This window comes from Bartonella sp. CL63NXGY, assembly GCF_042194905.1.
Classification (GTDB): domain Bacteria; phylum Pseudomonadota; class Alphaproteobacteria; order Rhizobiales; family Rhizobiaceae; genus Bartonella.
Map to the genome: position 1 here is coordinate 1 of NZ_JBHINK010000014.1, position 12843 is coordinate 12843.

9 protein-coding genes and 1 pseudogene are annotated in these 12843 nt (G+C 34.7%); 6 read left to right on the forward strand and 4 right to left on the reverse strand.

Features of this window, described 5'->3' with window-relative positions; all coding sequences use genetic code 11:
• Positions 1–273 precede the first annotated feature (273 nt).
• From ACFIK0_RS07255 to ilvC, 4 genes are all read left to right on the forward strand, one after another.
• Positions 274–642: a helix-turn-helix domain-containing protein gene (locus ACFIK0_RS07255; protein ID WP_375663724.1), complete on the forward strand. Its 369-nt coding sequence runs from the start codon at positions 274–276 to the stop codon at positions 640–642.
• Positions 643–1652: 1010 nt separating this feature from the next.
• A complete protein-coding gene (locus ACFIK0_RS07260; protein ID WP_375663725.1) occupies positions 1653–2774 on the forward strand; it encodes an ATP-dependent RecD-like DNA helicase in 1122 nt (373 codons plus the stop codon).
• A gap of 85 nt (positions 2775–2859) precedes the next feature.
• Positions 2860–3594 (forward strand): pyridoxine 5'-phosphate synthase, encoded by a 735-nt coding sequence (locus ACFIK0_RS07265; protein ID WP_273790748.1) that lies wholly within the window; start codon positions 2860–2862, stop codon positions 3592–3594.
• Between the two features lie 1072 nt (positions 3595–4666).
• Positions 4667–5686: a ketol-acid reductoisomerase gene (ilvC, locus tag ACFIK0_RS07270; protein WP_375631483.1), complete on the forward strand. Its 1020-nt coding sequence runs from the start codon at positions 4667–4669 to the stop codon at positions 5684–5686.
• 114 nt (positions 5687–5800) lie between these two features.
• On the opposite strand, the gene ACFIK0_RS07275 is transcribed toward ilvC, so the two are convergent.
• The 4 genes from ACFIK0_RS07275 to ACFIK0_RS07290 form a co-directional block, all read right to left on the reverse strand.
• A complete protein-coding gene (locus ACFIK0_RS07275) occupies positions 5801–7192 on the reverse strand; it encodes an amino acid permease (protein ID WP_273790746.1) in 1392 nt (463 codons plus the stop codon).
• 1014 nt (positions 7193–8206) lie between these two features.
• On the reverse strand, positions 8207–9607 hold the full coding sequence (locus ACFIK0_RS07280) for an amino acid permease (protein WP_273791432.1): 1401 nt from the start codon (positions 9605–9607) through the stop codon (positions 8207–8209).
• Between the two features lie 795 nt (positions 9608–10402).
• The gene (locus tag ACFIK0_RS07285; RefSeq protein ID WP_375643589.1) at positions 10403–10882 is read right to left on the reverse strand and encodes a LysE family translocator; all 480 of its coding nucleotides are present in this window, start codon (positions 10880–10882) and stop codon (positions 10403–10405) included.
• Between the two features lie 150 nt (positions 10883–11032).
• Positions 11033–11641, reverse strand: coding sequence for a fumarylacetoacetate hydrolase family protein (locus ACFIK0_RS07290; RefSeq protein WP_375612032.1), 609 nt, complete (start codon positions 11639–11641; stop codon positions 11033–11035).
• A 599-nt stretch (positions 11642–12240) separates the two neighbouring features.
• Here ACFIK0_RS07290 and ACFIK0_RS07295 point away from each other — a divergent pair.
• Positions 12241–12680: pseudogene (locus tag ACFIK0_RS07295) on the forward strand (DEAD/DEAH box helicase family protein); the annotation flags it as partial.
• A 32-nt stretch (positions 12681–12712) separates the two neighbouring features.
• Positions 12713–12835 carry an alanine-zipper protein gene (locus tag ACFIK0_RS07300; protein ID WP_375663726.1) on the forward strand — a complete coding sequence of 41 codons (123 nt, stop codon included), beginning with the start codon at positions 12713–12715 and terminating at the stop codon, positions 12833–12835.
• The last annotated feature ends 8 nt before the right edge of the window (positions 12836–12843 follow it).

A 12843-nucleotide genomic window follows, 5' to 3' on the forward strand; every position in this document is an offset into this window, starting at 1 on the left:
ATGATGTCACGCATCATGAAATTGATAGCCTTCATTGTCTTTATGTTTGTAATAGATTTTTCCCGTTTTGTGGACGCCGTAGAGAATAGCTTCTCACATCTTAAAAGATGGTTAACCAAAAGTTAGAACATCTTAGAATAGAGACCCTTTGGACCTCTGGTTTTGCTAAAAAACCACCCCGAAAAGAACTCTTGATTCGCAATAATTGAAGAAAATCATAAAAAGATTTGTTAGAATCAGAAGAAATATTTCTTCTCTAATAGGACTTTTTATATGGTTACATCTTTTGGTAAAATTTTACGGAAACTTCGGGTTGATCATTCAGAACGCCTCTTAGATATGGCTAAGAAATTAGACATATCTGTATCATTTTTATCTGCTGTAGAAATTGGCAAAAAATCTGTTCCTGTAGAACTGGAAGAAAAGATCATAGAGCTTTATGGTTTAGATAAAGAGAAGGCTTTACTCTTAAGGAAAGCAGCTTATGCTTGTCGCAAAAGTTTTACAATCAAGACTTCTGATCCGTTGAGACGTGAAGCTGTTGGTGAGTTTGTTAGAAATTTAGAGAATTTTTCACAACAAAACTTAGCAGAATTAAAAGACTTTCTTGAGAAAGTTTGCAAAAAAAGAGGCGTCCTATAGAGACGTGTTGCAAAATCCTATTCCCTCACTTTTATTTACGCGTCCCGTACTTTAAAAAAGATATATAAAATCAATTATCTATATAGATAAAAAGAGGTCTTGTTATTTCTAGCAATAAGAATAGTATTAATCAGTTAGTTTTTATAAACTTTAAAACATTGCGACAAAAAGAAAAAGTTTGACTCAGTCGATGGAGAATTGCGCTTTTCTCATATTCTAGAGGACGAACCTGAAGTGCTACGCTGGACATGAAACCATGTCCCAGTTTTCTTATAATAGACTACCAAGAAGGCCATACTTACGAACCATATTTTATTGTTGAAACAGAAAAAGTTCCATATTTGTGCGAGATAAAGCGTGCTTCATATAAGCGTGATGTCTCTCTTTATTCGTTGAGATATAACATATTTGTAGCATGAAGAGTAAATTTATTAAAATCATGATAAGAGGGAAATAGGAACCTTATAGGTGTATCATCATAGGATTAAGTCGTTTTGTTGAGAGCTATTTCTATTTTTGCCAAAAGGTTTTTGATATATTTATTATTATTTCGTAATAGTGGATGTACTTTATTTTTTATGTGCAAGAAAGCTGATTGATTGTGTAAAATAGCGTTCAAAAATTACATTATTCTTATCCTGTTAAGGACATTTTTTCTAGTGAGGGTTTTGCAATTGCAATGCTCTTTTTCTCATTCTAAATTTTGGTTAGAAAAAGCGTATAGAGGTGTTATTTTAAATTTAAGATATGCATCTTCCATTGTTGGTGTTACTGTTGTAAAAGATGATATTTTATTTGATACGCATAAAGTGTTACCAAGAAGATCGATGTATAGATAAAATTTAGATTGTTACAATATCTTGAAAAAGCAATGGGTAAATAATTGATAATTGTGCTACGAAAGTTGTTAGATGGGCGTGTATCAGCAATTCTTAATAAAAAATTTTTTCTTGATAGTAGTTTTTTTTCAAAATACTGCTCTTTTTATGCAAATCTTATGTTGGTAAGCTATGCAGTTTTCACGGGAACAGGATAATGCATTGAAGGCTGTTGCCGCGTGGTTGAAGGAAGGGCGTTCTCCTCTTTTTCGCCTTTTTGGCTATGCGGGGACGGGTAAGACGACGCTTGCGCGCTATTTTGCAGAAACAGTTGATGGTTCTGTTCAGTTTGCTGCTTTTACAGGGAAGGCGGCGCAGGTTTTACGTTCTAAAGGTGCAAGCAATGCTTGTACGATTCATTCGCTGATTTATTGTCCACGTGGTGAAGAGGAAGTTTCCGATGAAATAACAGGAAAAAAGTCTATCGCTCCAACATTTACATTAAATCGAAGAAGTGCTGCTGCACAAGCTAAACTCATTATTGTTGATGAGTGTTCGATGGTCGATGAAAAATTGGCGCGTGATTTAATGAGTTTTCGGACGCCAATTCTTGTTCTTGGTGATCCAGGCCAATTGCCTCCTATATCAGGTGGAGGATTTTTTTCCAGTGGAGAACCAGATTTTCTTCTTTCAGAAATTCATCGGCAAGCGCGAGATAATCCGATTATACGTCTTGCTATGGACGTGCGTGAAGGACGCGATATTGCTTATGGTGACTATGGTGAAGCCCGTGTTGTTACACGTAAAGAGGTCAATCAACAATTGGTTTTGGATGCTGATCAGGTATTGGTGGGGGTTAATCGTACGCGCTACCTTTATAATCAGCGTTTGCGTGTGTTAAAAGGATTTACAGCAGATTATCCGCAAGCAGGAGATAAGCTGGTGTGTTTGCGAAATGATCCTATTAAAGGTTTGTTGAATGGCTCTTTATGGAAGGTGATGACTTCACAGAAGGAAACAGTTAAACCAAGTATTAATCTTCTTGTGAAACCAGAAGAAAGTGAGCGTGGGATAGCAAAGATTAAACTTTTAAAAGCAGCGTTTGAAAACCCTGATCAAGAAATTTCATGGCAATTAAAAAAGCGATATGATGATTTTGATTATGGGTATGCATTAACGGTTCATAAGGCGCAAGGTTCTCAATGGAATAATGTCGTTTTGTTTGATGAAAGTTTTGCATTTCGTGATATGTATGCGCGCTGGCTTTATACGGGAATTACGCGCGCAGCAGAACGTTTAATGATTGTTCGATAGAAAAAAATATGTATATCATCTAAGTTTCAGATGGAAAATGCCTTTTTTCTATCTTGTTACACACTATAAAAAAATGGAAATGGGCATGGCGGTAAAACTTTCGGTTAATCTTAATGCTGTTGCTGTTTTGCGTAATCGACGTAATCTTCCGTGGCCAAGTATAACGAATATTGGGCATATAGCGCTTGCTGCTGGAGCAGCAGGTTTGACGGTTCATCCACGCCCTGATGAAAGGCATATTCGTTTTGCGGATTTGCCAGATATATACTGTTTAATCAAGAACGCTTTTCCTACAGCTGAGTTTAATATTGAAGGTTATCCCAGTGATCAATTTTTAGATATCGCTGAAAACTACGCGGATCAGATTACCCTTGTTCCTGATGATCCAGATCAGTCAACGTCTGATCATGGTTGGAATTTTGCTCATGATGCAGAATTTTTAGCACCTATTATTCAGAATTTAAAAAAAAGAAAGATTCGTGTATCCCTTTTTGCTAACCCTACTGTCGATGGTCTTGATATTGCTAAAGCAATGGGTGCTGATCGTGTGGAATTTTACACGGGACCTTACGGTGGTGCATTTCAGGACAAAATAAAACAAGTTCAAGAGCTCAATAAACTTGTTTTAGCAGCAAGAAGAGCAAAAGAGTTGCAGTTAGGTATGAATGCAGGGCATGATCTGACAATTATGAATCTTCCTGCTCTTGTCAAAAAGATTCCTTGGCTTGATGAAGTTTCTATTGGCCATGGGCTTATTGCTGATGCGTTGGAGTATGGAATGCATGAGACTGTTCAGCGTTTTATCCGGTTATTATCGTAACCTTTTTTCTCTATAAAAATTGGAAGAGAAATTTTTATAGAGGTTTGTCAATTTATCTTAAAAAACAATTTTATACATGTTGAGATAAGTAGCACTATTAGCATACATTATAAAATATTCTATTTTCCTCTGTTTATTGGTAGCTTTCTATTTTTTGTGTTTTTTAGGGTATGAAATGCTTTTTTATATTACCATCCATTATGAGAAAATTTTACCAAATCTACTTACTATAATTTCTTTGAAGGGAGAAGAAATAGGGTTTTGAAAGTATTTCCATTATAAAGGAGTGCGTAGGATTTTAATGGATCAATACACAAATTTTCTTGATATTTGAGCTCATTTTCGGGTTATCTGTAAATAGTATAACGTAAAATCTCCTTATGAGTAAGCTTAATGCAATAGGAGCTGTTAAATAGAATGATGATATCGACTTGTAGCTTTATGAAGTAAAGAGAGTGGTGTGCAATAAATCTTAGACTATTATAGGGGATTCTTGAAAAGGGCTCGAGCATATTAAATTTTTTTTATAAGGCGCCATAAATGGATAACATAATGGCCGTATGGGGGTGTTCTTTTTTGCGTGAGAAGCGTGGATATTAAAGAACGTAAAAAGTAAAAACATCCTCTCTATTATTCTAAAGATATTGTTGTATATGCTTTTGAAGGTTGTATTAAAACAATACTTGTTATTTTGTAATTTTTCTTGCTATCCATATTGATTTGGTTCATGTTAAAAATTGTATATTGTATCTGAATTTTTAGAATATAGCGTTTTGTTGCACGATAGAAGAGTAGAATATTAGCTAAATTTTCTTTAGAAATCTTATTTTGTGTAATTATTATTTTTGTAGAATAGCAGTTGAAGTTATTTGGGGATCTGTATATGTTTTAGGAATGTTTGGGGATTACAGTTTTTTCTATGCAATATGTAAACTTTAAAATTATTCAATTGCTGTGTTCTTATAAGCGGTGTTTTTTGTCTTTATAAGTGTGTGATGCACTAAAATAATGTTTCTTATTTAATAAAAATAATCTGAAATCCAGTTTAAATAGAGAAAGAAGGAATTTTTTTATGCGTGTTTATTATGATCGTGATGCGGATGTTAATCTCATTAAAGGGAAAAAAGTAGCCATTGTTGGTTATGGTTCTCAAGGGCGTGCGCACGCTTTAAACTTGAAAGATTCCGGTGTTAAAAATGTGCAAATAGCTTTGCGTTCAGGGTCGGAAACAGTTAAAAAGGCTATGGCCGATGGTTTTGAAGTGGTGAGTGTTGCTGAAGCAGCAAAATGGGCAGATCTCATCATGATGGCAACACCAGATGAATTGCAAGCTGATATTTATAAGGAACATATTCATGATCATTTACGCGACGGGGCAGCAATTGCTTTTGCTCATGGTTTAAGTATTCATTTTGGCTTGATTGAACCTAAAAAAAACGTTGATATTGTGATGATTGCTCCTAAAGGTCCAGGTCATACAGTTCGTAATGAATACCAACGGGGTTGTGGTGTTCCTTGTTTAATAGCGGTGGCGCAAGATGCTTCAGGACATGCACATAATGTAGCATTGTCTTATGCATGTGGACTTGGTGGTGGACGTGCTGGGGTGATTGAAACAACATTTAAAGAAGAGTGCGAAACTGATCTTTTTGGTGAACAAGCGGTTCTTTGTGGTGGTCTTGTTGAATTGATTCGAGCAGGTTATGAAACACTAACGGAAGCAGGTTATGCACCGGAAATGGCTTATTTTGAGTGTTTGCATGAGGTTAAACTAATTGTTGATCTCATGTATGAAGGGGGCATTGCAAATATGAATTATTCGATTTCTAATACAGCTGAATGGGGTGAATATATGTCTGGTCCACGTGTGATTACGGATAAAACCAGAGCAGAAATGAAACGTATATTGAAAGATATTCAAACGGGTAAATTTACATCGAATTGGATTCAAGAATATAAAGCTGGTGCTGCTCATTTTAAAAGTATGCGGCGTTTAAATGATAATCATCCTATTGAAGAAGTTGGTAAAAAACTTCGTTCTATGATGCCTTGGATAAAATCGAATGCTTTGGTTGATAAAGAGCGTAATTGAAGATTCTACAGAGATATTTTGTCAATAGCTTTTATAATTTTATAGATAAATATCAAAAAAGGGTAACTTTAGTTACCCTTTTTTATATGTTTTTTGTAATATAAGCTTTATTTTTTAATTTTTTGCATAATTCTTTTTCCCAAAAAGAAAGTATACAATTCCTAAAAATATGAACCATGCTGGAGTGTATTTTAAAGCTATGGCAGTGTCAGCTTCTAATGACAGTAAATAGATAATGAATGCAAAGAAAACAAGAAGCGCCCAACACATAACAACACCTCCTGGCATTTTATAAGGAGAGACAGTATGCTGGAGAGGACGATTGCGGCGATAGATGATATAGCTGATCAAAATGATAGACCATACAAATATAAACAAAGTTGCGGCAATTGTCGTAACAATTGTAAAAGCAGCTATGAGTGTTTGAGATAACGATACAACGGCATAACCAAATAAGATGCATATACATGAAAAGAATAATGCGTTGGCTGGAACGTGGTTACGAGAAAGTTTTCCTAAAAATTTAGGAGCACCTTTTTGTGTTGCTAGCCCATATATCATACGGCTGGTAGAAAAAATTCCACTATTTGCTGAAGATGCGGCAGCTGTGAGGACAACAAAGTTCATCAAACCTGCAGCAGTTGGAATACCAATAAGTGCATACATTGTTACAAATGGGCTTTTTTCTGGACTGATTTGATCCCACGGCGTCACAGACATAATCACAAGAAGAGAGAATATATAAAAGAATACAATGCGGATTGGTATTGAATTAACAGCCTGTGGTAAAGCTTTTTGAGGCTCTTTTACTTCAGCAGCAGCTGTTCCAGCGAGTTCAATGCCAACAAAAGCAAAAATAACAATTTGAAATCCAGCAAAAAAGCCTGTAATTCCTCGCGGAAAAATATTCCCACCGTTCCATATATGGCTAAGAGAAGCAACCGTACCGTTTGGAGAGACAAAACCGGTAAAGATCATATAAAATCCTACAACGATTAGGACTAGAATTGCTACGATTTTGATAAAACCAAACCAAAACTCAAGTTCGCCAAATAGTTTTACGGCGACGAGGTTAAGAATTAAAAAGGACATAAGACCAATTATAACAGGAATCCACGGATTGAGCTCAGGCCACCAAAAGTGTGTGTAAGTGACAATAGCAATAATTTCAGCAGTTCCAGTGACAATCCAACACAACCAATATGTCCAGCCGATAAAGAATCCGGCACATGGCCCTAGAAGATCGGTTGAGAAGTCAATAAAAGATCGGTATTGTGTATTAGAAAGCAATAACTCTCCCATAGCACGCATGACAAAGTATAGAGCACAACCAATAATTGCATAAACGAGTAGAATTGAGGGGCCTGCTACACTGATTGTTTTTCCTGATCCCATGAAGAGACCTGTTCCAATCGCTCCACCAAGGGCTATAAGTTGTATGTGTCGGTTATGTAGTCCACGTTGCAATTTCTTCTTAGGTTTTTTTTCTAAATTTTGTTTGTTCATTTTTGGGGAGTTCTCCTTAGTTATTTTTAAATAAAAATTACCCTAAAAAAGGTAATTCCTTCTATCGGAACACGCTATGGTTAAGGAGTAAAGGAATTTTTTTCTATGACTATATGTGAATAAAGCAAAAACATTATTAACTAATGGAATAATTATTTTATATATAAGAAACAAAAGATAAATTGTATTATATTTTTTTGATTTTTTATGTTTTATACATAAGTTATATATATAATATATAATATAATTTATATTATATATTATTATTATTTGTATATAAATAATAATTTATATTTATGTATATTTATTTATAGTAATTTATTGTATAAATATCTTTATATTTAAAATTATTTATTAATGTAGATTTTTATATATAGAAAAATATAAATAAAATTGTAAATTTATTAAATATAAAACTTTATATATAAAGAAAATAAGTTTAAGTAGTTAAACTATTATTTAAAATATGAAAAAACATATTTAAAATTTATCTTTAAGTATTTATATTTAAAATTTATTACAAATAGAAAAATATTTTCATAGAATCTTTTTTTATTGCAGATAGCTATTAAGATATATTCTGTTTAGAGCTATATTTTTAATTTTGATAAAAAATTGAATATAAATTTTTTTGGGGGGGAAGTTTTAGATAAAATCTCATGTTTTATTAGTAAACAATGTCAGTGAAGTTTATAGAGAATTCTTTACAGAATAGCTCGTTCTTATCCTATTATACAGTAAAGTACTGTTGTGTAGAGTAGTGATATAAAGCATATAACATTTTACACATTAAGTATTTTTAGAATGGGTGGTGAGTGTTCAGGGCAGGGCTAGCCCATAGAGCCTTATGTAGGTGAACCATATAAATGATCAGCAGCATTCCCCCTTAATAAGCCGGATTGTTTACAAACCGGTGCCGGTAGGAATCGTCGTTTTTTGATGTTTGGGGAGGAGGTTAAGTAGAAAAAGGGTAACTAAAATTACCCTTTTTTGAGATGTTTTTATGTATAGACTTTATTTGTTACCTTGAGTTATTTTTTTCTTTACAAACATAAAATACATTATACCCAAGAAAACAAACCAGAATATACTATATTTTAAGGCTAGTAGAGTATCAGCTTCTAATGTCAACAAATAGAGCATGAAAACAAAGAAAACTAAAATTATCCCACACATGACAACACCTCCTGGCATTTTATAAATGGATTCAGCGTGTAGATGAGGGCGATTGCGACGATACACAATATAGCTAATCAAAATTACAGACCATACGAATAAAAATGCAATAGCTGAAATGCTTGTCACAATTGTAAAAGCACTTATGAGGCTTGGAGAGAGTGAGGCAATTGTATACCCTATTAAAATACATAAACAGGAAAAGAATAGAGCATTGGCTGGAACATGGTATCTGGAAAGTTTACCTAAAATTGGAGGGGCACCTTTTTGTGTTGCAAGCCCATATATCATACGGCTGGTAGAAAAAATACCACTATTTGCTGAAGAGGCAGCTGAGGTGATAACGACAAAGTTTACCAAGCCAGCAGCTATCGGAATGCCTGCAAGCCAAAACATCGAGACAAAGGGGCTTTTATCTGGAACAATTTGATCCCAAGGTGTGACAGACATAATTACAGCGAGAGAAAAAATGTAAAAGAGTACAATACGGACCGGTATTGCATTAATTGCTTTGGGGAGAACTTTTTTAGGTTCTTTTACTTCAGCAGCGGTTGTTCCAGCAATTTCTATACCAACAAAAGAAAAAATGGCAATTTGAAATCCAGCAAAAAAACCTGTCATTCCTCGCGGAAAGATATTGCCATCGTTCCATACGTGATTGAGAGAAGCAACCGTACCATTGGGAGAGGTAAAGCCCGTAACGATCATATAAAATCCCACAACAATTAATGCTAAAATTGCGACGACTTTGATAAGACCAAACCAGAATTCAAGTTCACCGAATAGTTTCACGGCAAAGAGGTTAAAGATTAAAAAGACACTAATGCAGGTAAAAACGGTAAACCATGGATTGAGTGTTGGCCACCAAAAGTTCATATAAGTGATGATGGCAATAATGTCAGCAGCTCCAGTTACAACCCAGCTCAACCAATAGCTCCAGCCAACAAAGAAAGCTATTCCCGGTCCTAGCATATCGGTTGAAAAATCAATAAGAGATCGGTATTGTGAATTAGAAAGCAACAATTCTCCCATAGCACGCATGACAAAGTATAGAGCAAAACCGATAATAGCATAAACGAGTATGATGGAAGGACCTGCTACACTAATTGTTTTTCCTGCCCCCATGAAGAGACCTGTTCCAATAGCACCACCAATGGCTATAAGTTGTACATGTCGGTTGTGTAGTCCACGCTGCAACTTATTCTGAGAATTATCTTTTAAATTTTGTTTGTAGCTCATTTTTTGGGGGTTCCCTTTAATTATTTTGAGATTAAATTACACTAAAAAAGCATTATTTCGTATCGAAGCATGATATAAATGAGGTGTAAAGGAAAAAAACGTTTTTTATGATTTTGTGTGGATAAAGAAAAGAATATGTTTTAGGAATATGCTTTTGAAAAAAGAGAATGTTGTCCTCTTAAATAACGTAACAGATATTTGAATAGGGAGCTTTTTTTGTTATTAATAACAAATAAATTGTTCATTAAAAGACGTGGGGCTTTTAAAATTATTTCAAAAAGTTGTCAGGAGTTTTTATAATTTTTTGAAACTTATTATTTGTAATCAGTGCATTATTTATTATTATTCATAATGGTGAGAGTTTTACTTTTTGCTCAAATAGCACTCGAGAGTTCTCATCTTAGTTTAAGAAACAATTTTTAATGGAAAATTAAAATGATTTTTAAAATCATTTTTTTGTTTGTATGGTGCTATCATAAATCAAAAAGTTACTTTTGTTTCATAAACGAAAAGAGGAATATCATAGCTTATTTTTTTAAAAGTGATGAATAAGGATTTTGTTTAGATATTGGTAACATTTTATAAAATGTTGCGAGAAACTCACATTGTTTACACAAAATTTACACAAACGTCCTTGAGAGTATGATAAAGAAATGCAACGTAATTCAGTTATATAAAGAAAAAAAGAACTGGGGATTGTATAAGCTCTGTTAGAGATTGAGCTATTCATAGTGAGAGACAGAATCAGGAAAAGATTGCTCTATTAACTTTACAATTTGTTATCAAAAGATAAAACTATCCAAAGAAAATGAAAAAAGAAAACAGAGATAAAACTGTTCCTGTCGCAATGTTAATCGAGCCTTTTACCCGCTGCTTTTTTAAGGCGGTACTGGCAAATGATATAAAAATGGTCATTAAAGTAAACCATGCAAAGATGTTGAAAGAATGTATTGTGACAAGTTCAAAACCTTTTTTAATGCTACCTCCAGAAGCTAAGAATTTTGGAAAAGCTGCTATGTAAAATATAGATACTTTGGGGTTTAGTATTTGTGTCAGAAAACCGTCCATATAGCTGGTTAAAAGCTTTGTTTCACTCGTAGCATGCTTTTCATTCGTTGAACTTCTTTCTTTTGAATTTAAGCTGTGTATTCCAGATTTAATTGATTTAAAGCCCATGTATAATAAATAGCTGCTACCTATGAGTTTTACTAAAAAAAACAGCGTTTTGTTGTTGAGAATGAGCGCTGATACACCTAGGTGTGGAAAATGCCCCATGCACATATGTTGCTGTACACAATCCTAAAACGTTTACAAATGCGTTCTTTCTTCCCAATCTCGTTGCATTATCGATGATAAGGGCCATATTCGGCCCCGGTGAGATGACTAAAAAAAATGAAACAATGAAAAAGGTCAGTATTTGATGATTCATTTTACTTTTAGCTCTGAAATTAATTGATTTTCGAGATACAATTCTATTCTGTCAAACTGAGAAAGTTTTCCGACACCCTGTGGAGTGCCTGTGTATATGAGATCACCACGTCTTAGCTGAATGTAGTGACTTAAAAATGAGATTATCTTCTCAAAGTTAAAGATCATATTTTTCGTATTGCCAACTTGTCTTGTTTCGCCATTTAACTTCATTGCAAAGGTTATTGGGTTGTTTATTTTTTCCTTGTTTATGAAGTCAGAGACGTATGCGGCGCCTTTAAATCCTTTCGATAAAAGCCAAGGAAGCTTTTTTTCTTTCAGTTTTGTTTGCAAATCCCGCGCGGTGAGATCAAGACCTATTGCTACGGCATCATAGCATTCTTCTGCTTCTTCCTCCATGATCATGAAAGCGTCCTTTGAGATTTTGAGCACAATTTCGGTTTCAAAATGTATTTCTTTGGAAAAATTAGGGAGATAAATTTCATTGCCTAAAACGAGTGAACTTTTTGGCTTGCTAAAGATAACGGGTTCATCTTCAACAACATTACCTAGTTCATGAACATGTTCAACATAATTGTATCCAACACAGTAGATGTCATTTATCATGGGAGCCCTCCAAATTTTTCATTTTCTCTTTGTATAGGCAAGAGAAAACTTTGCAAACAACATTTTTTCTTATATCGCGTTTTGCGTTTTCTGAAAAAGAAGCATTGTGTGGGTTGATGACTAACCATGATGACAGTTCTTCGCATTGGCTCTCTTTTGAAGAGTGCCCAATCTTATAGTCTTTGAGATTATTTTAATTTTGATTGCCAATTTCCTGAAATGATTTTATTACTTAAAGAGTGATTTTGGTCGTCTACGCAGCGATCAGTAGGGGTTGAAAGCCCTAAAGTTCGATCATAAATGAGCCCACTCTGTGGGTGTCTCGGAATTATGGGATATTTTTCTATGTCTAGGTGCGATGAGCACTAAAAGTAAAAAAAAGCTCACTCGAACTCAGTACTTTCAGGCTCTCGGAATACTAATGCGAGGGTGCTCGCACTCAGCGGGGGGAGCTTAAGAGTGAAAAGCAAAAGGCTACATTTTAACGACATTTCTATAGGCAAAAAATTCGCTTTCAAAGAACAATGCTGGGAATGTCGCAAAAGCAATTAGGGCATCAATTAGGGGTAACTTTTCAACAAATCCAAAAGTATGAGAAAGTCTCTAAGGGTTTAAAAGAAGCAGACCGTGGCAAACTTATTGTGGCATGTGGAACGGAGAAGATTTTTACCATCTTTAAGATAGCAGAACAAATAACTAGAACTGGCAAGCGTATTTTGTTTCTCGTGCCTTCCCTAGCTTTGATGTCATAAACAATAAGAGAATGGACACGCTATACAGAAGTGCCGTTTCGTTCCTTTGCGGTGTATTCTGATACATAAGTTGGCAAGCATCGAAAAACAAAGATGCTGTTGTCGAACTTGATGTTTCAGATCTTGCTCTATCAGCTATCAACTGATGTTCAAAAGCTTTGAAAAAAACAAATAAAGTCTTAGCGAATGCAATGACCGTGGTGTTTGCTACTTACCAATTAATCCAAGTGATTGCGGATGCGCAAAAGAAATACGGTTTACCAGAATTTGATCTGATCATTTGTGAAGCAGTACAGGCTAAGGCAATAAGGTAAAACCTTTGGTTGTAGAAGCCAAGGAAGTAGCTGAGACTGCGAAGTCGACAGCGGAAGAAGCGAAGAGTGTTGCGGAGCAAGCAAAGGAAGAAGCTGATACGACGAAGCAAGGGCTTGGAGAGGTCTAGAGTTCATT